Source organism: Acinetobacter sp. C26M, assembly GCF_023702675.1.
In the GTDB taxonomy this organism is placed as follows: Bacteria; Pseudomonadota; Gammaproteobacteria; order Pseudomonadales; family Moraxellaceae; genus Acinetobacter.
The window spans coordinates 2,311,704-2,338,675 of record NZ_CP098478.1; the positions used below are offsets into that span (position 1 = coordinate 2,311,704).

Here is a 26,972-nt window from a genome sequence, read left to right on the forward strand (position 1 = left end):
TACCTTATATCAACAACTTATTTATGATCGGAATTTTAGATCATAGCACACCATAAAAATGTGATGCAGTTTGCATTTCAAAAACCTAGTGATATATATTTCGCACATTACTTGTTCAGCGCAAAAATCCAACTGAGAAGTAATTTTAATTCAAACTTTTAGCCGATGTGTTCGAGAAATTATTATGAAAAAACTTGCTTTGATCGCTGCTCTTTCAGTTGTAGGTATTGCTAATGCTCAAGCTGCTGACGGAACGATTACAATTAATGGTCTAGTAACAGACAAAACTTGTGACATCGTGACTCCAGCTGGTAAAGACTTTACAGTAACACTTCCAACTGTTTCTAAACAAACTCTTGCTAACGCAGGTGATGTTGCTGGTCGTACTCCATTCCAAATCAAACTAGCAAACTGTTCAGAAGGTAAAGTTGCAACTTACTTCGAACCAGGTGCTACTGTTGATTTCAATACTGGCCGTTTACTTAATCAAAACGCTGGTGGTGCTAAAAACGTTGATGTTCAATTGTTAGGTAGCAACAACCAATTTATTCCAGTACGTTCAGCAGGTAGCAACGGTGCTCAATCTAACTCTCAATGGGTAGACGTTGTAGATGGCGGTACTGCTGACCTTAACTACTATGCTGAATACTACGCAACTGGCGCATCTACTGCTGGTGAAGTAAACACTTCTATTCAGTACACTATTATTTATCAATAATCCATTGATAAACTATGCGAATTTCTAGGCTTCTAGAAATTCGCAGTTGTACACTTCACGCAATCATAGAGAAAATTTAAATGGCACTGAACGGTTACAATTTTTTGCTAGGTTTAACGATGTCGTCGGCTTTAATCGCAAGTCATACTCATGCGGAAATTATTTTGCATGGTACTCGCGTTATTTATCCATCTGATGCTCGTGAAGTGACTTTGCAAGTCAGTAACAATGGTTCTAAGCCTTCGCTTGTTCAAGCGTGGATTGATGAAGGTGATGCTAAAAGTACACCCGACCAGTCTAAAGTTCCATTTATGATTACGCCACCTATTTCGCGTGTTGACCCAACGAAGAGCCAATCTCTCCGTATTACTGCATTACCCAATGCAGCTCAATTAAATCAAAAACAAGAAACTGTTTTTTGGTTGAATGTTTTGGATATTCCGCCAAGACCAACTGCAAACAGTAAAGATGCTATTCCTGATAATTTTTTACAACTTGCAATCCGTTCACGTATTAAGTTTTTCTATCGTCCAGCCAGCATTAAAGCTGATGCGAATCTCGCTGGTGAAAAATTACAATGGGCAAAAAGCGGACAAACTCTAATTGTAAAAAACCCTACGCCATTTTACGTCACTATGACTGCGGTGTACCAACAAAATGCAGGAAAGCCAGTTGACCTTCTATCGAAAGGTCTAATGCTCTCACCTTTTTCAGAGGACAAAATCCAATTGAAAACTGGGGGTACTGAAAAGCTTAGCTATGTGAGCATAAACGATTACGGTGGTCGTATCGAACATCAGATCAAGCTTTAATAACAAACAAATTTATTTCCAATCAATAAATGATTTTGTACCTATCATTGAATAGGCGAACCGATTATGTCAAAGAAAAATGCAACAGCTAAATTCTTGAAGCGTCGTATCTGTTATTACCTTACATCTGGGGTAGTAACAATCACGATGCCTATGGCTGTTTACGCAGTAGAACAGACAGCAGAAAAAGCTGCACCTATGGAAGCAGAATTCGACTCTGTTTTTTTAATCGGTGACGCACAAAAAGTAGATATCTCTCGTTTTAAATATGGGAACCCCGTTTTGCCTGGGGAATATAACGTTGACGTTTATATCAATGGCAACTGGTTTGGCAAAAGGAGAATGATGTTTCGTTCAGCAGAACAAAACCAAAATGCCTTTACCTGTTTCACCTCAAGCTCATTACTTGAATATGGCGTAAAACAAGAAGTTCTAATTAATCGCACAGAATCTGCTGCACCGAATAGTTGTTACAAAATCGAAGAATGGATCGAAAATGCATTTTATGATTTCGATACCTCACGCCTGCGTGTCGATATTTCGATTCCACAAATTGCATTACAAAAAAATGCCCAAGGCTATGTTGATCCAAGTATTTGGGATCGTGGTGTCAATGCTGGATTTTTATCATATAGCGGTAGTGCCTATAAAACCTTTAACAGCTTAAATGACAATAAAGAAACTACCAATGCCTTTATGGCAATTACTGCTGGTGCAAACATTGCAGGCTGGCAACTGCGTCACAACGGTCAGTGGCAATGGCAAGATGGTGTTCAAAGCGAGCTAAACCCGAATAACAAAAAGAAATCGAGCTACGAGTCTACAAGTACTTACTTACAGCGTGCTTTTCCTCAGTATCGCGGAGTTTTGACCTTAGGTGATAGCTTTACCAACGGTGAGTTATTTGACTCATTCGGTTACCGTGGTTTAGATTTTTCTAGCGATGACCGCATGCTACCAAATAGTATGCTCGGCTATGCACCACGTATTCGCGGTAATGCAAAAACCAATGCTAAAGTAGAAGTTCGTCAACAAGGTCAGTTGATTTATCAAACTACAGTTGCACCAGGTAGCTTTGAAATTAATGATCTCTACCCTACAGGTTTTGGTGGAGAGCTTGAAGTTTCGATTATTGAATCAAATGGTGAAATTCAGAAGCTTGCTGTTCCTTATGCATCTGTTGTGCAAATGCTACGTCCTGGACTCAGCCGTTACTCAGTCACAGCTGGTGAATTTCGCGACCGTGATATTGATTTAACACCTTGGGTAACGCAAGGTAAATACCAACGCGGTCTGAATAACTATTTGACGGGTTATACAGGTTTTCAATTGGCTGAAGACTACAGTGCCTTGTTACTAGGTGCTGCTGTTGCAACACCTATTGGTGCCGTATCATTCGATATTACCCAATCAAATACTGACTTTGATAAGCAAGGTTCACAGTCTGGACAAAGTTTCCGTCTAAGTTATAGCAAACTGATTTCACCGACTAATACCAACTTAACTTTAGCAGCATACCGTTATTCGACTGAAAATTATTATAGATTACGTGATGCCCTGCTCATTCGTGATCTTGAAGATAAAGGTGTAAATACCTTTGCTGTAGGCAAGCAACGTAGTGAATTCCAAATTACCTTGAACCAAGGTTTACCTGAAGGTTGGGGTAATATTTATATGGTGGGTTCTTGGAACGATTACTGGAATCGTAATGAGACCAGTCGTCAATACCAAGTGGGTTATAGCAATAACTATCATGGCTTAACCTATGGTCTTTCTGCAACCAATCGTCAGATCGAATACGGTTCAAGCAACCAGACACGCGATACTGAATATTTGATGACACTTTCTTTCCCAATGAATTTCAGAAAGAGCTCTGTCAATGTTAATGCTACCGCTTCTGAAAACAGTCGCACCGTTGGTATGAGTGGTATGGTAGGTGATCGTTTCAACTACGGTGCTTCGGTATCTCATCAAGATAGACAGAACCCAAGCTTTAACGTTAACAGCCGTTATCGTACAAACTTTGCCACAGTTGGTGGTTCTTATAGTATCGCTGATTCCTATCAACAAGCGATGCTTAGTGTCAGCGGTAGCGTTGTTGCTCATTCAGAAGGCATTTTGTTTGGCCCAGAACAAGGGCAAACTATGGTACTGGTGTATGCACCAGATGCGGCAGGTGCCAAAGTCAACAACACCGTTGGCCTCAGTGTGAATAAGTCTGGTTATGCTGTGATTCCTTATGTAACACCATACCGTTTAAATGACATCACACTTGACCCGCAAGAAATGTCGACCAATGTTGAATTGGAAGAAACCAGCCAACGTATTGCGCCTTTTGCTGGTGCGATTGCAAAAGTTGATTTCTCGACCAAGAAAGGTTATGCCATCTACATCAACACCAAAACAGCAACAGGTGAAAGCTTACCATTTGCTGCACAAGTCTTTAATACTAAGGATGAATCTGTTGGTATCGTGGCGCAAGGCAGCATGGTGTATTTACGTACTCAAGAGCCAAAAGGTGATTTGTATGTAAAATGGGGAGATGAAGCCAATGAACAGTGCCACTTCAGTTATGATGTTACAGCACAAATTTCTAACGACCAGCAAAGCATGATCATGTCTGAGGCAGTATGCAAATGAAAAAATTACTCTTAAACAGTGTTTTGCTTACCGCAGGTCTCGGTGTTTATAGTGAAGCCAATGCAGCTTGTACCCCAGACACAAGTAATGGTAAAGAATTTAAAACAGTCGATATCTCAATGGCTGTAGGTCGTGTTGTTGTGAGACCAAGCGATGAGGTAGGTAAAATTTTGCGTAAAGCAACATTCCCTATTACACCTAATCGTTCAACTTATTGGTGTGATAGAAATGGAGGAACTTTAGAAGCAAATCTTTCTCAAAGTTATGCTCTGAGCCCTTTGAGGAATAATATCTATTCAACTAATATTGAAGGCATTGGGATTCGTCTGTACCGTGAAGCTGAAAATGCAACAAATTTCTCTGGCTACTATCCATACCGAGCGGCCACACAAAGAAGTACAAGTTATACTCTAGCAAATGGTTACTTTGTCGTTGAAATTGTTAAAACTGCAAACCAAACTGGATCTGGTGCTCTAGTACCTGGTCGGTATAGTGCCTATCATGCTAGCGGTTATGGAGTTATTCCTTGGCTAACTAGTACCGTGTATGGTAATGCAATTACTATTGCTTCTTCTTCTTGTGAATTACAAGGTAATATTAATAAAGTTGTTCAACTTCCTACTGTGATGAAATCAGGCTTTAGTGGTGTTGGTTCAACACAAGGGGAACAGGCTTTCGACTTAAATATCTTATGCAATGGTGGTAAAAACCCAACGGGATATGAGGAAAAGAACCAAGTCAGTTTAGATTTTGATTTTCCGCAAGATGGTACCAACAACCAAGTAATGTCCAATACAGCACCAAACTCAACCAAAGCCAATGGTGTTGGTGTACAACTGCTTTGGAAATATCAAAATAAAAATCAGGTGATCCGTAAAGGCGACAAGTTGAATGTTGGTTCAGTTAGCTCAAATCAAACAGTACAATATAATATTCCGTTGTCTGCTCGTTATTATCAAACAGCGACCAATGTCACTGCGGGTACTGTTCGTGCAATGGCAACCGTAACAATCCAATACGATTAAACTTTTTATAGGGCCTCTTCCCAAACGAGAGGTCTTTTTTTTATATAACGCAAAACAGAATAATTACAAGATATTGATTTTTAAAATTTTTTATTTTCAACAAGAAACCGTGAACAATAAACCAGAGGAACAATTAATGCAAAAACTTAGCATATTTGCACTTAGCCTAGCCTTGCTCGGCTGTGGTGAAAATCAGGATAATCCACAAAACAATACCAGTACTCAACCCTCAGCAGCAGCGGCCACCAGCTTTAGCTTACGTAGTTTTAGCCAACCACAAACGTGCCAATATAACTTCGATGCAACACAGCAAGATTATGATGCTTTATGGAACAATCAAAATTCAGACTATCTCGTCAATTTATTTCCTACAATCAATGGACAAAAGTTTAGCTTAACTGTTGCCCCTCCATATTCTTCAAATAGCGATCCTGAATACGGTACTTTTAATTACTTACAGTATTTAGCTACCAGTAAAGCAAAACTATATTCAGCAAAAGATTCTCCATATTTTCCACACTTGCAAGATGGTTTAGGAGATTTTAACTTACCAAAAACAGGAATTCTTGCACTGGAAATGCAGCTCGATATTCCTGCTGCTCCACTTAACGGCGGCTATTATGGAGAACCTGGTTCATCTTATATCTCAGATATTAATTTTAATGGAATAACAGAAAATGGCTATATCGTAAAATCTCTCTATTCTTTTGCAGCAGGTAGTGCTGATCCAGATTTTGGTGAAAATCCTCCATTTGTATTATTTAACCTCAGTTACCAAAAAAGCGACTATACAGAGTATAGTTCAGCAGCTTATTACTACAATAAATTGACAGAGTATCAAAGCAAATATCATCGATTAGGTATTTATATCAATCAAAATACCAAACAGGTCGGTTTTATTGTCAATGGGGTTGATCAGGGATATCAAGGAACGCTACCTGCCCCATTAAAAAATATAGGTTTTGATATACGCAGTTGGGTTGGTTCAGATCAAGATGGTACTTTCTCAGACAAACTCGAAGGACTAGAATTCTCTTCAGAACTGATCACTGACCGAAACTCTCTACAGTTCAACTATCCACAAGGTACAACAGACATCTGTGGTAATGCCATTTAGTCCATTCAAAACCCAAAAAGCCTAATCGTCGATTAGGCTTTTTGTTTGACAAAATTAGCAATAACATAATTTTCCCACAGTGGCACTAGATCTAAGTTCCATATTTGAATTTTGAAATATGCTGCAGTGATCACATAATGTATACCAGACAGGTTAGTTTTTTTAAATTCGCATTAAAATAAAAATATGTGACACAATTAACAAATTCAAATAAACACATTAATTATCAATTTAAAATCAAAATTTTAAATACATCACACTTTGAATAAGTATTTAATCAATCTTTAATTTTAATATTGCCTTAATAATAATATTTATGTTAATTAATACTTAATACATCATATAAAAGGCAATAAACATGTATAAAAATATCTATAAATCTGCCCTACTTTTATCATTAATGGCGTTTGCTTCGGTCAGTTATGCTGCAAGCACAATCCAATTGAATGGAAGTATTGTAGAGGATACTTGCTCACAGCAGCATAACAATAGTGACTGTCAGCAATTGAATCAAATCAGAGATAAGATTGATTCTCAATCAATTTCTTTCAGTGACTTAAGCCCTCATACACAAAAGAATACAACCGCTGACATTAGCTTCGAACAACTACCAGATAAAAAGAATGCCGTCATTATTGCAAGTTACTACTAGTTAATAAATTACACATTAATATGTGAACTAATTAGCATTTATTTATTGGTTCACATTGTTCCAATTATAAAAACACCTAATAAATCCTCAATTTTGTTTAGTTTTTATTAAAAAAATTCTTTACCCCTGCCATTTAGTTTTTATAATATATTTTTATAAGAAGAACTTAATTAAAAATAGATAATGAAATTATTTTATTTATTACTTTGCACACATATTGACCACCCTCGATATTTTCTATAATTTCATAATCGATGAAAATAAAAACACTTTAAAATAATAAGGACAAAAAATGGATCATTTAAAATCCGACTCACCAAACAATACGCCATGTGTTGATTGTACAAAAGACCCTATTGAATCTCTTAAAGCTATGTTTGTGGACATGGTACAAGCTGGAAGAATTCGCATAGGTCAATGCCCTGCCATGCGCCCCGTATTTCTTAAACCACACGGAATAGCAGCAGCTGAATTCATTATCCGTGATGATTTACCAGAAAAGCTCCGTGTCGGCTTGTTTTCAAATTTAGGTAAAAGTTACCCAACTTGGGTTCGCTTTTCATCCGACACCACACCAACAAATACAGACTTCAAATCTACCCTTGGTATCGGAATCAAGCTATTTGATGTTGAGGGGGCAAAAATACTCGGCAATCCTGATGCGAATACCTTTGATTTTCTGATGCAAAATTTTGATGCATTTTTTGTCGATACCGCACAAGATATGTGTGAATTTACCAAAGCTGGTGTAGTCGATGGCAATTATGATCCTTATCTAAAAGCTCATCCGAAAACCTCAGAATTGCTGGATGCAATGGCAAAACCCGTTGCCAGTGTTTTAGCTTCTGCATACTGGAGTGGCTTACCCTTTCAATTTGGTCAGAATGAATATGTAAAATATAAATTAGAACCCGCTTTTTATCTTGACCCACCGACTCAATCACCTAATGACCCCTCTTATCTGGCAAATGACTTAATCTCAAGATTAAAAAGCTCAGAAGCACGTTTTCGTTTCATGATCCAACTCAGAACAGATCCTGAGCGTATGCCGCTAGATGCAGCAACTGTCGTCTGGCCAGAAGATTTAAGCCCTCCAATTCATGTCGCAGACATTGTAATACCGATTCAAGATATTACTGCTCGAGGACAAGCCGAATACGGTGAAAACTTAGCAATGAATATTTGGCGCGTCACCGCTGAACACGCACCGGTCGGTTCTATCGCAGATGCTAGACGTGTTGTTTACGCGGCTTCAGCAGAGTTACGCCGTAATGTAAATGGTGTGCCTCTAGGTGAACCTGACACGCCTCGCCCTGTTATTTCACCTGCAGCATGTATTGATACCCGAATTGTCCGTGCAGCAATCCATCCAGCAATTGGGGTCGCTCGTGTAGGTGATAGTGAAAATGAGTTTTTTATTGGACCAGAGCTTGTCGATGCCCCTGCTGATCTCACCCAGCAACCTAATAGTTATCGTGACAAGACTGGTGCAATCAAGAGGCAAGCAGCGCGGTTCCGTCTCTATGGTTACAATGCTGCTGGTGACGTAGTTCGTGAGCTGAATCCTGACAATGCAGATATTGTCTGGACCGTTCATGTTGCCAACCGTAAAGCCGAATGGTTTCAGTTCCAATATGCTTTGGATATTCCAGAAGCTGTCAATGCTCCTGACAATGCGTTCACACTACGCAATCCCAAAGTCAAACCAGCCAATCGACATAAATTAGCCATTGATCCAGGTCCACGCAGTATTTTTGGTCGTAATGTTTCGGGTGGTGCTGAGCATCGTTTTGATACTGGAACATTCCAAGCAGCAGCAGATCAAGCTGTGACGGTGCCTTTAGGTGAAATTCAAACAGATGAAAATGGGCATTTATTATTTTTAGGTGGGCATGGTAAATCAGCATCTCCAACCCATGCACCTGTTTATGATCCAGAGAATCCACCAAGCTTTAATAATGCTGATGATTGGTATGATGACACATCCGATGGTCCAGTGACTGCAACAGTATCCATAAATGGAATAGAGATACCCGTTGAATCTGCGTGGGTTGTTGTTGCTCCCCCCAACTACGCACCAGATGTTGTGAGCTGGCGGACCATGTATGACCTTATGTGCGATGTCTACGTCAATGCAGGTTGGATGGTGATGCCTGAAAAGCCATCCTTTACTAAGGACATTTGGCCACTCCTGAAACGTCTAGGCGGTTTACAATGGGTAAATAAAGGTTTCGCAGCCTACTTTGGCAAAGGCTGCCCAATGGATTTTAATAACCCTGCACTGCTGGCTAAACTTTCATTCCAATCCAAAAATACAAATTTACCTGATCCATATAGTGAATTACGCCGTGCCATATTCCATAATTTCAGACCTTCCAAACCCAGTGTAGCTGAACCAGTACAATGGCCGCACGTCTGGCCTTGGATTTATGGCGATGCATTCGGAAGCTTTTCAGAAAATGGACCCGGCAATATGCTGACTATGACGGGTTTACAAGAAGGTTTACTCCGAAACTGGGTAGATGGAAATTTTATCGATGATTGGACGAATGAAGAAATTAAACTTCCTTCATCTCTCGATCAAGTTCCATTACAAGATCAACCTCATACATTAGATCAGGCGGCCTTGCATTATTGTCTGGCAGATACCTTCCACCCTGGTTGTGAAATGACATGGCCGATGCGTCATGCCAGCATGTATAGTTCGCCATTTAGAATCCGACTACGTTCAAGCACAAATCCTGAACCAGATTATGGCTCAACAATGACACCGATTAAAGTTCAGCAAGTTGATGGGCCCTTATATGCCCAAGTCGCAGGCAGCATTACCCGTTGGATGGCAGTTCCATGGCAAGGCGATACCGCATTTTGTCGCTCTGGATACGATCCAGATTTCGACCCATATTTACCAACATTTTGGGCAGCCCGTGTTCCAAACCACGTTCTCACAGAGCAAGACTATCAAAAAGTTATAGATCCTGATCTGTCTAGAGAAGAACGTATTGCCGCCTTCAATCAACGTCGAAGTTGGCTACGTGCTATCCAAAATGCTGATACTGCCGAAGTGATGAAGCGAATGATTGCCCAATTCAATGAGCTTGGCATTATTGAAGTTCGTGCAGGGGTAAAAGATGATCCTGATATTCCTGAATATATTTATGTTGAAACACTGATTGCGGGTCAATTAAAAACGGCTGCCGAACATGCAACTACTCTGTTAGATAGTAAAGTTGAGCCACTAACTGACTTAGAAAAAGCAGGTTGGGCAAGCCATGAGCAGTTATTAGCGTTCCGCTCTGTTCGTGTACAAAAACGCTAAATGGACAACTTAACTGTAGATGTATGTATAGCAGGTCGTGGACCTGCTGGCATCATAGCTGCAAGACAACTTGCTCTTGCTGGGTTATCTGTGATCATCATTGATAGCCCAAACCATAAAATACATAAATTTGGTGAAACACTGCCTGGATCAGCAATTCGTTTATTAACCAAACTCGGTCTTCAATCAATCATTGAGCGCTTACAAACAGAACAAGATACTTATGGCAACTATTCACCTCGTGTCGGTGGAAACATGTCTTTTTGGGGCAGCGAGTCCCCCATAATTTCTGATGCTCTACATGATCCCTATGGTTTTGGGCTTCGTATTGATCGGCAAAGATTCGATATGCTTTTAGCACAATATGCTCATGTTGAAGGAACAGTACAATTCAGTACAAATATTTTGGATTTAAAAAAAGATCGTAATATATGGAACATCCAGTTGGAATGTGGCAAATCCATTGCTGCTAAATGGATTGTTGATGCAACAGGCCGCAGCGCCAAAATCATACGTCTACTCGGCATACAGCGCCATCGTGGTGTACCATTAGTTGCGCTATATCGAACATTTAAACCTGCGAAAAGTATTTCTCTCAGTAAAACCATCATTTCATCACATAAAAATGGATGGTTATATGCAGGGAAAATTTCAGAACATAAATGGGTTCTTGGTTATCACACGATTCCTAAAACCGCAGCAGTACTTCACAACAGCCCTATTCACTGGAACGAAATCATTAAAACCAATACAGTAATACCAACGCTTTTTGGAGAATTAGAGTTTGAAAAAAATGTCTTTTGTCATGATGTTCGAAGTATTTGGTTAAAACAGAGTTTGGGGGATGGCTGGATTGCTTGCGGTGATGCATTATTGGCATTTGATCCTATTGCGGGGCAAGGTTTGTTTAATGCGATTTATACAGCAATAAAAGCCGCAGAAACGATTGTGCAATATGATCAAAATAAGGATGTCCATCAACACTATTTAACTGAAACTCATCAAATTATTAAAATCTATGAAAATCGGAGATATTCATTATATAAACAAGAACAAAGATGGCTAAATAGCCCTTTCTGGAAAGCGCATCAGATGAACACTGACCCAAATAGACCAAACAATTAACATACGCATAAAAACTGATGAGATCCACATATTTATCCTACTCAAGATCTTCTAATTCATAGCAATGTTGCTAAACTGATTGATGTTAAGGAGCAAATATATGTTAGGTCTGATGCCTGTAGTCCGTTTTGGTTTATTTTTCGCAATCAGCCCTATACTGATCAGTATTAGTGGATGCTCTTCTCATCCCCAAAAAACAAACACTCTAGGGAATACACATAGGATCCCTTCTCCAAGCATTGATACAGCATTAGGTGAAAAGTTACAGCCAAATGAAAGCATTTTGGCTGAACAAATATCTGAGCAAATTGGACAAAGTATCCGTAAACAATACACTGCAGGTCATGTGCTACGAGACGCACACCCTAAAGCTCATGGTTGTGTTCGAGCAGAATTCCATGTCTCAAAATCATTACCATCAAACTTAGCGAAGGGAATTTTTATTCCTGATAAAACATATTCAGCCTGGATTCGGTTCTCTAATGCTTCAGGGGATGCCACCCAAGCTGACAATAAAAAAGATGCTCGCGGAATGGCAATTAAAATCCTAGGTGTTACTGGGAAAAAGATCATGGAAAGTGATGATCAAGCAATGACTCAAGATTTTATTATGATTAACCATCCTGTGTTTTTTGTAGATAAACCTGATCGCTATTTATCCTTTATACAAAATATAAATAGCGGAAGTACGATCAAAAAATTGCGGATCCCTTTTGTGCTCGGTTTTCAGGGAACGATGAATGCTATTAAAGCGAGTAATTCAAATATTTCCAATCCAATTCAAACCAGATACTGGTCAATGGTGCCCTATCAATTGGGATTAGGCGCTGACCGTCAAGTTGTGAAATATTCAGCAAGACTATGTTCCCAAAACTTAACGGTAATACCAGACCAGCCAAGTCATGACTTCTTAAGAGAAGCACTTCGAAATAGCTTACAACAAGGTGATGCATGTATGGAGTTTCTGGTCCAACCGAGAACATCAAATAAAATGCTGGTAGAAGATTCAATGACAGAATGGAAAGAAGCTCAAGCCCCATTTTATCCAGTTGCAACGATTCATATACCACAACAGATTTTTGATACACCCGAGCAAAATAGGTTTTGCGAAAATCTTTCGTTTACCCCATGGCATTCACTGCCTGAGCATAGACCCTTAGGCGCTATCAATAGATTACGTAAAGTTATTTACGAGAATATTAGTACAATCCGGCATGAAATGAACGCTGTACCAAAACAAGAACCTCAATGAACTATTCTATTCAGATACGGTTTCACCTACTCAAAAATATTTACTTGCGTCTGCCCATCTATTGAGAATATACATTTACCTTTGAATTCTTGTGCATTCCCCAATTCATTTTCGGCGCAGAACTCTAAGTAAATATACACATCTCCACTTTTTTGGTTTATGTAGTAATTACCGCGTAAATTATCATTAAAACTGACCGTCTTTTTCTTTGTTACATTAGAAAGCACAAGTTTTTTGCACTTTTCAATCATTTCTTCCTTATTTAAGTTCATTTCAGACTTTCGGATATAAGCAGAGCTTTTACTCAAATCTCTTATATTTTTTCGATTATCATTCTCAATCATATAAGAATCAAATTCTGTAACAATATTAGAGTCTTTACTCTTATAGTCTTCAAAACTTTCACATCCTAATAAACTAAACATGATGATGAAAGCTAAGATATTTTTCACTTTAATAATCTATAAAATCAAAAAGTATAATATAGCAAAAATAATGAAATATGACAAAAAATTAATCTATCGTACTTTTCATATTTATAGACCAAACAAAAGTATAACAAACCTTATTTCCCACCTTAAATTAACACAATAAAAATTAAAAAAGTATTTTAATAAATCTATAGTTAAATTATAAAAATTTAAATTAATTCACTTCAATTTAAAATATGAACATACATAAAAGCAACTTAAAGGTCAAAATAGTATTTCTCTCTAATTTCAGCATAAACCTTAAATAAATTATATTGAAAATTCTAATAAAATAGTTAGCTTATAAAAATTATTAAATAAAGAATAAATTCCAAAATAAACGTCTTTTCTTATATTTTTTATAAGTCAATTTCTTTAAAATCACTAAGTAGATGTAAAATTTGTGCTATCCTTTATCAAATTAAAAAAACGTCATAAATTTTTCTTTAATACTTAATCAAAAAGCTTACGGAGGGCTTATGAATATCAATCAAATATCATTGTTGGCTGGATTTCTATTGATAATTACTATAGTTATTTTGGTAATTTGGTTCTATTACAATTCAAAACAAAAAGAAAAGCTTAGAGAAGAACTTTGGGAGAATGGAGCTATAAAGCATAAATATTTTTTCAGAAATGAAATAGGAAAATATGGAAAAGAAATATTCTTCTATCGTAATGGTAAAATAAACAAAAAAAGTCAATGGAAGAAAAATGAACTAAATGGCCTTACACTTGTTTTTTATAGTACAGGAGAAAAATATATAAAAACCAATTATAAGGATGGTAAACTTGAAGGAAAATATACGGTTTTCTATAAGAATGGGCAGATACTTAGAGAATACCTATACAAAAATGGCGTAAAAATATCAGAGGTAAACAACTCAAGAAAATTAGAGCCAAAATCTAAATTATCTCCAATTGAAGAATCATCTTTAGAAGCCAATGATATTAATGAAATATTTAAGCAAGCAAAATCTCATTATGAATCTATAAAGACGTTAGAAGAAACTAAAGATAATGATAAAAATGAAGCAGGTTTTTTATCGGGATTAAAGAAAGTAAGTAAAGTTGCAACAGGTATTCAGGGGTATCAAGATAGAGAAAGCACAAAGAATATTAAAGAATGCTGTGAACTGTATTATGAATCAGCACGAGAAGTCACTGAAAATAAAAGAAAAAAACTCAATTTGAATATTGAGGCGTTTGGGGAAAATCGCGTTGTAACTTTACATAAAACGATTGGCAGATTTTTAGGGTTACTTAAGGATATGCAACAAGAAAATAAAATAAAAGAATATGAAGTTTTAGGCGAAATTGGATTAGATGCTCAATCCATAGAAAAAATGGAAAAAATTGATATGGCTGCATCAAAAGCACTTAAAAGCACTGCAACTGTAGGAGCTTTAGGTACTGCAGCAGCAATGGGAACGCCAGCATTAGTAACAAGTGCAGTAACTGCTTTTGCCACAGCCTCGACTGGAACAGCAATTAGTTCTTTGAGTGGAGTAGCAGCAACGAATGCAACATTAGCTTGGTTAGGAGGAGGTTCAATAGCTGCAGGTGGTGGTGGTATGGCAGCAGGAGCTACCGTGTTAACGAGTATAACGGCTGGCGCGACGGCTGGTGTTGGATTATTAGCTGCTGGTCTTTTAGCTTCTACCCATTACTCACGAAAGCTCACTGAAGCAAAGGAATATCAAGCTTCTATAGAAGCAGAGATTGCTAATATAGAAAAGTTATGGGTGTTACTCGAAGGTATTAATAAGAGAACAACTGAGCTTAACTTTGTTACCTCTAAGCTAGAGGAAGTAATACTTTATCAGTTAGACTTTATGGAACCATTAACTATTAACTATGATATTTCTGATAGGTATTATAATAGTATTTTTCAAGAGTCGGGTTTATTAATTAAGTCAATGAGTGAGCTTGCAAATACACCTCTACTTGATGAAGATGGCTGTGCTTCAAGCGAGAGCGCTAAAATAATAGCTAATACATATAGAATACTAAATAAGGAGTTAACTAATAATGGCTAAAACAAAAGATTTTTTAGATGAACTTATATCTAACTTCAAGCAAAAGTCCAAAGAAACTTTGAATGAACTTTTAGAACAAAGTAAAGATACCGTAAAAACAACCACAAATAATTTAGTTGAAGAGAGCACAAAAAAATTTAAAGATGTCGCAAGCGAAAAACTTAGCGATGTAGCAAATAATTTTGTACGCAAAGATAATTCAGAAAAGGAAAACAACCTAGCTTTGGAAGAGATGAAAGCCATAAGTCCACAAAGTTTGAAAGATAATGGTGAAAAATTTGAAAAAAATCTGCATAAGGGATTACTCGGAGTTGCACAAGGTTTAGCAACTGCAAATCCTAAAGAAGCCTTAGAAGCAGTGAATAATTTTGTTTCTATAGCTGGTGAAGTTGCTAAATTTACTGAAGTACAAAAAACAGCAAGGAAACAAATCGAAGCTGAAAGAGACATTGCTGTAAAAAAAATTCAGGATCAAAAAGATATTATTTTGCATTATCTTGAGAAGTCTTTTGACGAAAGAAAGAAAAACTTTGAAAAATTATTTTGTATTGTAGATGAAGCAATTGCTAAAAATAATATGGAAGAATTGGCATTAGGTTTAAATAGTATAAACCAACTTGCTACATCCTCACCTTTTAAAGATCTGACTAGTGTAGAAGCTACGCAAGCAGCATTGGCTGACAAGAATCATACTTGGGATTTCTAATACGAGTATTTTATGAAGTACAATCTAGCCTTCAACATGTTATCTTCTATTTTACGCCTATATTATTGAAAATCCATTTTCATCATATATCGAGTTGAAGACATAAGTGATTGAAAGCGTAAAATATGAATAGCTTGAAATAGGTCCATCGGATTTTTGAACTGATGGACCTTAAAATAGACCGTTGGTCTAAACTGTTTTTCTTATTTTTCCCATTGAAAAACCCTCTAAACTCATGGTTTAGAGGGTTTGATATATGGTGGGCCCAGACAGACTTGAACTGTCGACCAACGGATTATGAGTCCGCTGCTCTAACCAACTGAGCTATAGGCCCTAAACTTTATAACTGCTTGTATTCTCTACAATTCAGCTTGATTCCAATATTAGCGAAAATCATTTTTAATTACAAGTTTTTTCTTGAGTAGACCTATAGTAGACCGCAGATAATATTGTAATATGATGCTAAATGTCGTGAAACCTAGCGGATTCTAGCTCATGTCTGCAAACAGAGTAAAGCTCACTAAGTCATTTATTGATCAACTCGAATTAATTCCTGCGATTTATCGTGATAGTGAATTAATTGGCTTTGCTGTGCGTGTTAACACCTCTTACAAAACTTATATCGTTGAGAAAAAGGTTAATGGCAGGTCTACTCGGTCTACTCTGGGTATACATGGTCAAATAACTCTGACTCAGGCAAGAGTATTGGCTCAAGAAGCCCTTTTAGACATGACAATGGGTATAAAGCCTATTGATAAGAAAAAAAAGAAGATTGCAGATGCTAAATTAATTTTTGATATTGAAAAATCACAACCTACTTTAAATGATGCTTATCTTGTCTATATCGGAGAACGCACTCTAAAGCCACGTACGCTAGATGATTATAGTGATGTGGTTAATGGCTATCTAAAAGACTGGAAGGACACGAAGCTCAAAGACATTACAAGAACCATGGTCCAAGAAAAACATAAGGATCTATCGGTTAACAGTAAAGCTCAGGCTAATATGTGTATGCGCGTCTTTAGAGCTATTTATAACTTTTCGATCGAGCACTATCTTGATGATGATGAACAACCTATCATCCCCCCCCTCAACCCTGTTAAAACTTTAACAGCTAAAAAATCATGGAATAAGATTCGCAGACGTAGCTCATATATAAATGAAGATAAATTGCCACATTGGATCAATGCTGTATTAAATTTTGAAGATCGTGGACAGCAACTTGAGACCAACAAAGACTTTCTCATCACGTTAATACTGACTGGCTTTAGACGAGAGGAATGTGAGTCTCTTGCTTGGTCAACTGTAGATTTAAAGTATGGGTACATCACCTCAATAGATCCAAAGAACAATGAACCCCATACCCTCCCTATGGGTGATTTCCTTTGGGAAATAATGAAGAAGCGTAGAAAGCAAGTTACATCAGAGTGGGTTTTCCCTTCTGCTAAATCTCAATCTGGCCACATTACCAATCTTTCTAAAGTTAGGGCCAAAATCAATAAAACCTGCGGCATACAGTTCACTTTCCACGATCTACGCCGTACTTATGGATCTATTGCCGAAAGCCTGGACTATGGGAAATATACAATTAAAAAGCTTCTGAATCATAAGAACGAAGACCAAAATGATGTCACTGCAGGTTATGTGCAAATTAGTGATAAGAAGCTTCGAGCAGCTATGAATGAGGTTGAAGATATTGTTTTAGGATCAAATAAAACTTTAAAATGATTTCGCTACAACTTTGAAACCAATGCTAGGGAATCCATTAATAGTTGCATTTCAGAGATGTTATTTACGTGATTTTTTATCAGTAGATACTTATAAAATTCTCAGCAGAACCAAACAAGTAGGTATCATAACATTCTATGGTAAATGATAAATTTCCTGCGCTAGAGCAGTTTGAAAATACGTTACCATTTGCAGAAATATCAAGACTGAGTGTTAATGTTTCAGATGTTGATAAAGATGTTATATTAGCAACCTTACTATAACTGCCTGAAAAAATAATATTGAACTTGCTGTTAATTGTTCCACTTGCTGTCTTTACATTAACTGTAAGTAATAATGAAATGCTTGATGTTGTGAATAATTTAAACAATCCTTGATATGCTTGAGCTGCAAAAGTTTGCTTTTTAATTATTCCTTCTTTTGTCTGATACACATCTTGAGCAGTGTAGACACGATCACTAACACCGCTATTTATAGAACGTAATGCGTTATTACCAAAAGCCTTTTTCGATCCATTTGATACAGGCTGCGTGTTGTTATAGGTGATAATACCTGCTTCGCCTAGAATCTCAGCATACATATTACCAACACCAACGATATCATTTAGATTTCCATTGCTTAGTGTTAATGTACCTTGCAACACTTCAAAAAAACCAACTTCCGACGTGAAATCACCGCCATAAATTGTGGCTGTCTTTAATCCATGAAACTCGACGTTTGAAAACTCAGATTTAACAATACACCCTCTGTTGTTTTCAGCACCAACCGCAGAAAATTCTATAGACTTGCAGTTGTAGAACTTGTAGCCAATTATAGCTGCCCCATCTGCTCGTGTACCATTATCTACGGCAATATTTGAACCAAACGTATACCAAAGTTGGTATAAATCAAAACCCTTAACCGGTTGATTATACGATGTATTAAATAAAACCCAACTATTTGAAAAATCAATGGATGTTCCTGTCATATTACCAGAACCATCAGATAACCATCTAAAGCCATAACACGAACCGATGACTTTAACACCCACCACAGAATTAAAACCATCATACACCTGAACCCCTGTACCAAAACCAAAGACTTTGTTTGTAAAGTTACAGAAGTAAAAGCGAGGTGCATAAACAGCAATACTGTCAGCAGATGGATTTCTTGCAGATAAGTTAATGTCTAGTTTGACATTAGTTGTGTATGCATTATTTGTATGCGTAAGAATCACGCAAGCGTCAACAGCATAAGAGTCTGTTATATTATTGCGACTTGGTGCCAAATTGCCACCAACACCCTTTTTATTTGTTGTTTTCACAATAACGCTATTTTCATTTGCTTTGAGTAGTGATTGATCTGTTTTTAAGTATATAACATCTGATACGGCACAATTTCCAGTGATTACACAATAATTCAATGCTGCAAGTGATCTATTCACTGCTTGAATATTATCTGTTCCAATTTTAGTATCAAAGCTATAATCACAAACACCACCAAAAATCTTCAACAGTGTAGTTTTCTTTGAAAGCTCTATTCCAACCATTTACAATTAAGCCATAATCGTTTTTCGTTGCATCAGCAGAGTAGTATGTAAATAACCCACCGCCAACACTTTTACTCACTATGTATGATTTCACGTACACTGTCTGCCCATTTACTGGTGTTTGGATTTCTGTTAACTCTACAATACTCTCTACTGTTGTTATAGCACCCATAATATTTCCTAATAATTGAATAAATGATCGTTATACTGACTCTTTTAATTTTTAACATTAGATTCTTGTGAAATAAATAATATTTAAATAGAACAATAAGTTTAGTTATTATTTAAAATATTTATTAGAAATTTAGATGATAAATTACGGCTAAACACACTGCTAGCAAACACTGATTGAGACATTAGTTTTAATCATATGCTCTGGGCTACAAAGTAAAAACAAAAAATGCAGGTATTAATAACCAATGAAATCACTGAGCGTCTGCATCGGTGGATTAATTTTTACTTTCCTTTAGATAATAAAAAAGCCCCTAGAAGGTCTTGGTTTGTTTTAAGTCATCTACCTACTGGTAATCACTCTTTTTTACATCATAAAAAGTTATTAATAACAATATTATGATATGTAGCAAATAAACTAAATTCATGTTCAGAAAGAACAAAACTGATGCTAAAAATGAAAATCATGAAATAAAAGAACCCTCCTATCATGGAGGGTTCTTACTTATGAAATTTGGTTTACTGTTGCACCTATCTTTTTGAAAAGATGCGTGGAAAAAGCTTGTGCATTTAAGTCGTTTGCAGTCCTAGTAATTAGATAATTAGGCACAAATTTAACAGTACCAGATCCCGCATTAAAGAAGACTGGTATCTCTCGACCAAATGGAACTTCCAATAAATTCAGAATGGTAGAAGCAGCTATATTTGAGCGTAATCCCCGCTGTGGGTGGACTTCGGCCATATTTATATTCACAGAGCCTGAAAAATCATGCCAATCTGTCTGATTTTCAGAAACAATACATGCCTCATTGAAGAACTTAAAAATTCTGTCATCTAAGTCGTATGTATTGCCAGCTGCCTTAAAACCAGATGGAATATAGGTAAACTGCAAATAACCATTGGTTTTTTTAACTGTATCTGCATCTTTAGCTATTGTACATCCAACTAGGCTCCCTACATTTATTGCTAGTCCGAAGAAATCAAGAGTATCTTGTTTCCTAAAATGAAGTAGACATTCTGTGCTGATATCAAGATGGTCAGCTACAATAGTTGGGGTTCTGGAATCTAGTTCAGTATAATTCCCACCAATTATTTTATTCCGGCTACGAGATCCAACAGATTTTAAAAACTTAATTCCTCCCTTGCTCACATCATCACTAGGATTAATCATATCGCAAAGTTTAAGATTAGATACCGTACAGCTAAAGTCCATAAAAAATGGGATGTTAGCAATACTTTTTCCTGTTAAATTCATTAGAACTTGGCTTGGAATTGGCACAAAAGTACAATTATTAAAGTTGACCCATTTTCCTTTTGATCTTATACACTCTACATCTGTATATCTATATTCGTTCTCTAGGCCTAGAGCATTATTATAATAACCAACTTCAAAATGGCAATGATCAAAATGTACTTGCCAAGCGACATCTGTATTTATAAGGTAGTTGGCATTTTCAAACCGGCAACCATGAAAATACACATAATTTGCATCAGCATCAAAGTGCAAAGAAGGGTTATCCGGTGTATTCTTGGATCTAACACAAGTTATATTATAAAAATGAATGTCTTGATTGTACCCTAACGACAGATTTCTACCTTTAAAATTATCACAAGTAATATTACTAACTGATGCATTCCATCCAATGTTATGAATCCTTAATCCAAAACCAGTTGCATCACCTAATAGCGTGAAATTAGAAATATTAAGACCAAATCGATAAGCTGTAGGAGATATTTTTATTGCATAATCATTTACTACGGAGGAGTTAATTACACAACCTCCATGTCTGTCACCTGTGTAATTTGCTGCCGAATAGCCAAAACCACCATCCCCGCTCATAACAATTGGAAAATCAATTAACCATTGTCGGGTTAATTTAAGCTTGCTATCGCCAAGATAAATAGCACGATTATTTTCTTTTGCATAAGCAGTAAGTAAATCAAGCCCGTTATTATCTGAGTCCACCCCATTTGCTATGCAACCAAACCATTCAGGACGTAATGATTGCTCAATAGATACTCGACACCACCCATTTATGACAACACCACCATCATTAATATTTGATTTCGATCCATCATATGTAAACAATCCACCACCAACATTTTTACTCAAAATGTATGATTTTACATGCACGGTCCGTCCATTAACTGGACTTTGAATTTGTTTTAATTCGGCAATACTTTCTACTGTTGTTATAGTACTCATAATTATTCCTAACAATTAAATTAATGGTCATTTTAATGACTCCTTTATTTTTAACACTAGTTTTTTGTGAAATATAGAGCGTTGAAATCAAATAATATATTTAGAATATGATAGAAAATTAAATCTGAACAAAACCATCCGAAAGCGGCTATTTATAGATTGCGATGTCTAACTATCTTTATCTTTTTCTTTTCTTGCTCAGAACTACCGAAGTAGAAACCAAAGGCCGTTGTCATTGCTCCAGCAATAAAACCTGATGCTGTATTGATCAAGTTGCTATTCTCACGTGGCATATCGACAAAAAATAATGCAATTACCAGGACAAACATTAGCCCCAGCAGCAAAGGCTAAATAAGCCCATGTCTGTTCATAAAAAAGCGCCTAAAGGCGCGGTAAATTCTTGGTGTGAAAAAAGCCCCTCGGGTCTTTTCTTTTGAGTTAACTATTTGCTCTTGAAAACTCTTTAATAAATTGTTTTTGATCATCACTGAAAACATGATTATCTTCGTCCCATCGTGTTTGTAATCTAAAAACAAAGCTATCCAGAAAAGCTTTATTTTCATCTGTTGTTAGATAGTGATAAATAGCAGCAGGTAAAAAAAATTTAAACCCGTTAGAGTCTAAGAAACTACATGAATCGCTAAAGTAATATAGATATTCATAACTAACATCTTCCCATGTTTTAATACCTTCTTCGGGCCTACTACGCGAACGAGCCGCTTCTAATCCAGCTTTTACGTAAAAAGTAGGCCAATCAAAACCAAATTCAAGGATTAGATCTTCTGCCGACATTTCTATTGCAGATAAATAATCATCATCAATTTGGTCAAAATATCTATAATGAGTATCATAAAAATCACATTCCAATAATAAATAAGAGCCATCCATATTATAAAGAGGAAATGTTTTTTTAAGATATTCCAGTGTGATTTTATTCATTATTAATTCTAGCAACATCTTTACCTTTTTATGATAATTTAAATTAGATACCCCTAATTAACTTAAGATTATCTAATGCCTTATTGAATTCTTCATTTCCAATATTAGATTGTTCAGCATAAAGTAAAAATTCCTTTAGTATTAAAACTTGATCTTTACTAAAACATTGCAATAACTCTGTAACATTCTCAGATGTATCGGCCCAAATTAAACGATTAAGCCATGATGTGAAACTGTTTGAATAAAATATCTCAGTATCACTTAAAAAGTATTTCATAATAGTAGGTGTGTAGAATAAATATGCCTGAGGTTTTAAATAGCTATACCCTGTCGAATAACAATTTAGATATAGAACGGGTATGTCTAAAGGATTGCTAAATCTGTTAGCCATCTTCCTTTTTTCTTTGATCGCTTGAATCGCTTCTTCCTGATCTACTGAAAGCCATCCACATGTTTCAAAAAAACGAATTTCCTGTTTCGCCCATTCTTCTTCAGTTAAATTAGAGTCTGGTTGAGTTTCATCAAAATACCAATAACTTGTATCAGCATAGTCTTCTTCAGCAAGAGTATAGTTATTGCCTAAAGTGATGTTTTTGAATTTTACCTCTATCTGCTCTAATAAAGTTTCTGCATTTATATGCTCTAACAGTTTAAGCCAATTCGTAGGCAAGAGCTGCTCATCTTTTTCTTCTACTATACCTGAAGTTTTAATACTCATATTCTCAGCAATCAAAATCAGTTCTATTGAAGGATCATTAAAAGTGAAAATGAACTTAAACTCTTCATTTCCAAAATCTTTTACAATACAATCAACAATATAAAATTGCCCACCACTCAAGTCGTTTGTAATACTAAATTTATGAATTGATGCTTTTTCAAAAACAACTAATGCTTTCTCCAATGAATACTTTTCATCTTCAAAAGTTGAAAAAATATGAACATAAAGGAGAACATTCAAACTGAATGTCTGTGGATCTACATCCAATAAGAAGCCATACAACCTAGCATCGTGTAAATTCCCTAATAAATGATAAACTTTCTTATCCATGGTTTGAACTAATCCCCATTATTTTCAAATAGTTTATTTTACTTTTTAGTGAAAAACTAGAAATTAAGCGGAATTCCCCCGAAAGGTGGCCTTGATTGGATTAAGTTTAATTTATGAATTGCTATCTACTTCGGCTCGGTAATGATCTTCCTACTCCACAAGAAACGTCAAGATTATTACAAGAAGCGGTATTGATGACATAGATGCTGTCAAAAATGATCTAATTATCCTTAGTAACCCTAAAGTAAGTGTTGTGGTTGAACCTCCTCACACTTCTGACTTAGGTGAGAAAAATACTGTTGAGTTTGAATATAGGAAGAATGACAAGAAATAAAAAATCCTCTAGGGCTTTTTTATTTGATTTCTAAATTAGGTGTTTAGTAATTTGTCTGTAATGGTATCCAGTGACTCAAAACCTTTAGATAACAAGTATTCGTCCAGATTCTCTATTACATTCCCTAAAGGATCAAAGAAATCTGTTCCACTTCTGTTTGACTCATTGTAATAACAAAGCTCACCATGAATATCAAACCATGACATTTTTGAGTAATAAGAATCATCCGAAGTTTCATAATTTGAAGAATTAATCTGCTTAAATTCACCACCATCTAGGCGGTGAAAATCTTGAGTACCTTTACTGGTTTCAGATCGAAAATATTCACGATAAGCAACAAGTTCATAATTCTCTCCTGCAAAAAGACAAGTACTCTGCACACCATTATTGAAAAGTTGAATCTCTTCAATCCTTTCAAAAATGAATTTCCCATCTTTGTTAAAAAAAGATGTTCTAAAGCAGTTACCTGTCGAATCTGAGAAATGCACCTTTTTTATAGGGTCATAATCTGTTGCTTCATTAATCGTTACGTCAATCATTTCTTTATCCTTTTGGAAGTGGTTGTATTGGAGGTTTCGCCACAGACTATTTCCTAACATAAGTTGATACATTAGCCCCTTCAATAACGGCTTGAGTTGCCAAAGTTTTAAGCTTGTCCTGAACTATATTGTACTGCTTAATATGACCATCCCAAGAGCCATAACTCCAATGTGCATTCTTAATACTTCTACAATTACTATATAAGTCATGCCGGTCTAATAATAGGTCGTTTTGCTTATCAATTTTATGTTCTCGGACACATGAGGAACATGAACCAATCCTGCTTGATCTGATAAGATCAACAATCCACTCTCTAAATAATCCCATTCCTCTTTATGATATAATTTTGAGTATTGAGAGTCTTCAACAATTATAACTATCACTCCTGTCATGTCCCCACTTAGTTCAACATAATCACCAAGTTCGATCATTTCCCCAGTTTGGTAATTCATAGCTAATTAGCTCTCTATATAAGTGGTTTAATTTTTTCTAAGCCACCTTTTTGGCGCCAAATTAGGTGGCAAAAAGCCTCAATGGGCTTTTTATTAAGTTAAGTTTTTTCTTTAATGATTTTCTTTAGATATTCATTTCTAATTTCAATATACTCTCTGGGTTTATAAGCTTGTAAGAAATCGTATAGTTCATCGTAATCAACCACTTCACCATTTGGCTTAACATATCTAAAATCAAATTTATCACTTGTTTCAAGTGTATAAACCAACTCACCAAAGTTGTTATGCCATTTCTGTTTCATATAATTATTATCTTCATTGATAATTTCAAAAAATATGCTATTCAACTTTTTAAGTTGCCCATCGATCATTTCAAAATCTTCAGCTCCGATTATCTTACCTGACGAATCTTTCAAATAATTTTTATAAGCTATTATTTCATAATAGGAATTAAATAAAGTTTCACTAGCAATTTGCTGTGAATCTGAGAATTCTTTTAACTCATCTAAAACTAATTTTTCCCCAAGGAAGTTGGCAACCCGAAAGCACCAGCCTTGTTCATCTGAAAAGTATATTGTCTTAATTGGTTGACCTTTGGACGGTTCAATAACTTCTAATTTAATCACGATAATTATCCTAGAGAATGTACGTCTGGCATCGGAGGTGGAGATTTTGCTTTCCACCGCCTAGCTCTTGGAGTTTCAGGACATGCCGCAAAAACCGCATTAAAATTGCTAATAAAATTAGTTTATTCATTTATTCCCCCTTACTTTCAAATATTTTATTTTACTTTTTCGTGAAAAACTAGAAATTTAAGGGAATAAAAAAGCGTCCTAAGATGCTCTTCTATCAAATAATTTGAAATTTTAAAAACACAATATGAGGATCAATTACCTAAGTCTATTCCCACAAATATCCTTTGTAGTTACAGGGTAGAAATACTTGAGCTGTGTTTTATCAGTTACTAAGCCACCAGAAATAGTTTTACCAATAGTGCCATCAATACTGTTTCCACCATTACTTTCACCTTGTAAGATGATACCTAAAGAGTCAATTTTACTGGTTAAAGTTCTTAGATACCCCTTATTTACTCCATTAAAAATTAAACCTATTTGTTTAGTATCCTGATTGAAGTACAAGCCATATCTAAAATTCGTTAGCTCATAAGGGAAGTTATAAACAAAGGGATAGTAAGTTGATGCTTCCTTATCAATAATCTCAATCTTAAATTGAAACCCTGTTGATGGTGATGCATTTGATAAAGTTGTAATAATGTGAACACTTTTGCGATTGTTAGAAGTTCCAACAATCATAGATCCTAAACTTAATTTAGAGTTTGAACTCAAGGTTGAATAAGGAAAACTGTTAATTTTATATTCAAATGCATACACGCCGCTATCTTGCAATACAACATCCCCTTGAAGGTCAGCTTCTTTTGAATTGTCTGCATTATTCCAAGCAACGATATCATTTATAAATTTTGAACTTCCAGCAACATATAATTTAGAATCATTTGAAGTATTGTTTCTAGCTAAAACTTTATAGCCATAACTCTGGCCATCTAATATTGGAAATTTTTCAGGAACTCTGCCCCCAAGAATATAGTTAGAAATTTCTGAAGGCGTAGCATCTAAATTATAAGCACAAAGTGGAAATGCACTTGTTAATGTAGGAATACTAAATAATGCCCCTAAAATTAGCTTTTTCACGTTATTTTCCTTTTTTATAATTGAGCATCCATTATAAACTTTTTTAAATAAAATTGTGTGAAATCAGATAAGTAAGGGTTAAAAAGCCTTAGTTATTTAAATATTTCTTGTATGAATTAAAGAAATCAAAAAACCACCCGAAGATAGCAAGTAAGAACTAATCATTAAAGTTAAGGATTAATAAAATAGAAATACAAAATAAGCGTGGCTAGCAAAAGGCTCGCAAGTGCTAGATAAGATCCTACTGTATTAAAGCTCTTAACAAATTTAACTACTTCCATATTTTTCAACCTTTTGGAATTTACAAGAATTGTCAGTTAATCTAAAAAATATGTGAACCACATCACGATAAAAGTACTATTTTGCCCGACCAACAGCATTTTTAGTCTTTAACTTTTTATAGGCTTCATCGATGAACAAATCATCCAAAGCAAAGATACAA

General features: G+C 35.9%; 22 protein-coding genes, 1 tRNA gene and 1 pseudogene. 12 read left to right on the plus strand and 12 right to left on the minus strand.

Going from position 1 to position 26,972, the window contains the following annotated elements; all coding sequences use genetic code 11:
- Nucleotides 1–184 precede the first annotated feature (184 nt).
- The 9 genes from NDN11_RS10605 to NDN11_RS10645 all read left to right on the plus strand — a co-directional run bounded on the left by NDN11_RS10605 (nucleotide 185) and on the right by NDN11_RS10645 (nucleotide 12,660).
- Nucleotides 185–718, plus strand: a complete 534-nt coding sequence (locus NDN11_RS10605) for a fimbrial protein (RefSeq protein WP_251109593.1) — start codon at nucleotides 185–187, stop codon at nucleotides 716–718.
- Between the two features lie 80 nt (nucleotides 719–798).
- Entirely contained in the window at nucleotides 799–1,530 is a 732-nt protein-coding gene (locus NDN11_RS10610) for a fimbrial biogenesis chaperone (protein ID WP_167247656.1), read from the plus strand.
- Nucleotides 1,531–1,596: 66 nt separating this feature from the next.
- The gene (locus NDN11_RS10615) at nucleotides 1,597–4,170 is read left to right on the plus strand and encodes a fimbria/pilus outer membrane usher protein (protein ID WP_502801319.1); all 2,574 of its coding nucleotides are present in this window, start codon (nucleotides 1,597–1,599) and stop codon (nucleotides 4,168–4,170) included.
- On the plus strand, nucleotides 4,167–5,195 hold the full coding sequence (locus tag NDN11_RS10620) for a fimbrial protein (RefSeq protein WP_251109594.1): 1,029 nt from the start codon (nucleotides 4,167–4,169) through the stop codon (nucleotides 5,193–5,195). Before NDN11_RS10615 ends, NDN11_RS10620 begins: the two co-directional genes overlap by 4 nt.
- A gap of 136 nt (nucleotides 5,196–5,331) precedes the next feature.
- Nucleotides 5,332–6,312: a DUF4882 family protein gene (locus NDN11_RS10625; RefSeq protein WP_251109595.1), complete on the plus strand. Its 981-nt coding sequence runs from the start codon at nucleotides 5,332–5,334 to the stop codon at nucleotides 6,310–6,312.
- Between the two features lie 358 nt (nucleotides 6,313–6,670).
- Nucleotides 6,671–6,964 (plus strand): type 1 fimbrial protein, encoded by a 294-nt coding sequence (locus NDN11_RS10630; protein ID WP_167247662.1) that lies wholly within the window; start codon nucleotides 6,671–6,673, stop codon nucleotides 6,962–6,964.
- Nucleotides 6,965–7,256: 292 nt separating this feature from the next.
- Entirely contained in the window at nucleotides 7,257–10,283 is a 3,027-nt protein-coding gene (locus NDN11_RS10635) for a LodA/GoxA family CTQ-dependent oxidase (protein WP_251109596.1), read from the plus strand.
- Complete coding sequence (locus NDN11_RS10640) at nucleotides 10,284–11,408, plus strand: FAD-dependent monooxygenase (RefSeq protein WP_251109597.1); 1,125 nt, start codon at nucleotides 10,284–10,286, stop codon at nucleotides 11,406–11,408.
- Nucleotides 11,409–11,508: 100 nt separating this feature from the next.
- A complete protein-coding gene (locus tag NDN11_RS10645; RefSeq protein WP_251109598.1) occupies nucleotides 11,509–12,660 on the plus strand; it encodes a catalase family protein in 1,152 nt (383 codons plus the stop codon).
- Between the two features lie 26 nt (nucleotides 12,661–12,686).
- Here the strand turns inward: NDN11_RS10645 and NDN11_RS10650 are convergent, their stop codons facing one another.
- Nucleotides 12,687–13,085: a hypothetical protein gene (locus tag NDN11_RS10650; protein ID WP_251111533.1), complete on the minus strand. Its 399-nt coding sequence runs from the start codon at nucleotides 13,083–13,085 to the stop codon at nucleotides 12,687–12,689.
- Between the two features lie 524 nt (nucleotides 13,086–13,609).
- Here NDN11_RS10650 and NDN11_RS10655 point away from each other — a divergent pair.
- Nucleotides 13,610–15,169 (plus strand): toxin-antitoxin system YwqK family antitoxin, encoded by a 1,560-nt coding sequence (locus NDN11_RS10655; RefSeq protein WP_251109599.1) that lies wholly within the window; start codon nucleotides 13,610–13,612, stop codon nucleotides 15,167–15,169.
- Nucleotides 15,162–15,875, plus strand: coding sequence for a hypothetical protein (locus NDN11_RS10660; protein ID WP_251109600.1), 714 nt, complete (start codon nucleotides 15,162–15,164; stop codon nucleotides 15,873–15,875). Before NDN11_RS10655 ends, NDN11_RS10660 begins: the two co-directional genes overlap by 8 nt.
- A 257-nt stretch (nucleotides 15,876–16,132) precedes the next feature.
- Here NDN11_RS10660 and NDN11_RS10665 read toward each other — a convergent pair.
- Nucleotides 16,133–16,209 (minus strand) — tRNA-Ile (locus tag NDN11_RS10665).
- A gap of 161 nt (nucleotides 16,210–16,370) precedes the next feature.
- Here NDN11_RS10665 and NDN11_RS10670 point away from each other — a divergent pair.
- On the plus strand, nucleotides 16,371–17,603 hold the full coding sequence (locus NDN11_RS10670) for a site-specific integrase (RefSeq protein WP_251109601.1): 1,233 nt from the start codon (nucleotides 16,371–16,373) through the stop codon (nucleotides 17,601–17,603).
- A gap of 79 nt (nucleotides 17,604–17,682) precedes the next feature.
- Here NDN11_RS10670 and NDN11_RS10675 read toward each other — a convergent pair whose 3' ends face one another.
- The 10 genes and pseudogenes from NDN11_RS10675 to NDN11_RS18275 all read right to left on the minus strand — a co-directional run bounded on the left by NDN11_RS10675 (nucleotide 17,683) and on the right by NDN11_RS18275 (nucleotide 26,811).
- Complete coding sequence (locus NDN11_RS10675; RefSeq protein WP_251109602.1) at nucleotides 17,683–19,131, minus strand: hypothetical protein; 1,449 nt, start codon at nucleotides 19,129–19,131, stop codon at nucleotides 17,683–17,685.
- Nucleotides 19,070–19,303 (minus strand): putative phage tail protein, encoded by a 234-nt coding sequence (locus tag NDN11_RS10680; protein WP_251109603.1) that lies wholly within the window; start codon nucleotides 19,301–19,303, stop codon nucleotides 19,070–19,072. Before NDN11_RS10680 ends, NDN11_RS10675 begins: the two co-directional genes overlap by 62 nt.
- Before the next feature lie 504 nt (nucleotides 19,304–19,807).
- Nucleotides 19,808–21,508, minus strand: a complete 1,701-nt coding sequence (locus tag NDN11_RS10685; protein ID WP_251109604.1) for a putative phage tail protein — start codon at nucleotides 21,506–21,508, stop codon at nucleotides 19,808–19,810.
- A gap of 152 nt (nucleotides 21,509–21,660) precedes the next feature.
- A pseudogene (locus tag NDN11_RS10690) lies at nucleotides 21,661–21,877 on the minus strand (hypothetical protein); the annotation flags it as partial.
- A gap of 69 nt (nucleotides 21,878–21,946) precedes the next feature.
- Nucleotides 21,947–22,447: a DUF6714 family protein gene (locus NDN11_RS10695; RefSeq protein ID WP_251109605.1), complete on the minus strand. Its 501-nt coding sequence runs from the start codon at nucleotides 22,445–22,447 to the stop codon at nucleotides 21,947–21,949.
- Nucleotides 22,448–22,490: 43 nt separating this feature from the next.
- The gene (locus tag NDN11_RS10700) at nucleotides 22,491–23,495 is read right to left on the minus strand and encodes a hypothetical protein (RefSeq protein ID WP_251109606.1); all 1,005 of its coding nucleotides are present in this window, start codon (nucleotides 23,493–23,495) and stop codon (nucleotides 22,491–22,493) included.
- A 369-nt stretch (nucleotides 23,496–23,864) separates the two neighbouring features.
- On the minus strand, nucleotides 23,865–24,368 hold the full coding sequence (locus NDN11_RS10705) for a hypothetical protein (RefSeq protein ID WP_251109607.1): 504 nt from the start codon (nucleotides 24,366–24,368) through the stop codon (nucleotides 23,865–23,867).
- 551 nt (nucleotides 24,369–24,919) lie between these two features.
- Nucleotides 24,920–25,447: a hypothetical protein gene (locus tag NDN11_RS10710; RefSeq protein ID WP_251109608.1), complete on the minus strand. Its 528-nt coding sequence runs from the start codon at nucleotides 25,445–25,447 to the stop codon at nucleotides 24,920–24,922.
- A gap of 264 nt (nucleotides 25,448–25,711) precedes the next feature.
- Entirely contained in the window at nucleotides 25,712–26,530 is an 819-nt protein-coding gene (locus tag NDN11_RS10715; protein ID WP_251109609.1) for a DUF4882 family protein, read from the minus strand.
- 170 nt (nucleotides 26,531–26,700) lie between these two features.
- Nucleotides 26,701–26,811: a hypothetical protein gene (locus NDN11_RS18275; protein WP_502801320.1), complete on the minus strand. Its 111-nt coding sequence runs from the start codon at nucleotides 26,809–26,811 to the stop codon at nucleotides 26,701–26,703.
- Between the last annotated feature and the right edge of the window lie 161 nt (nucleotides 26,812–26,972).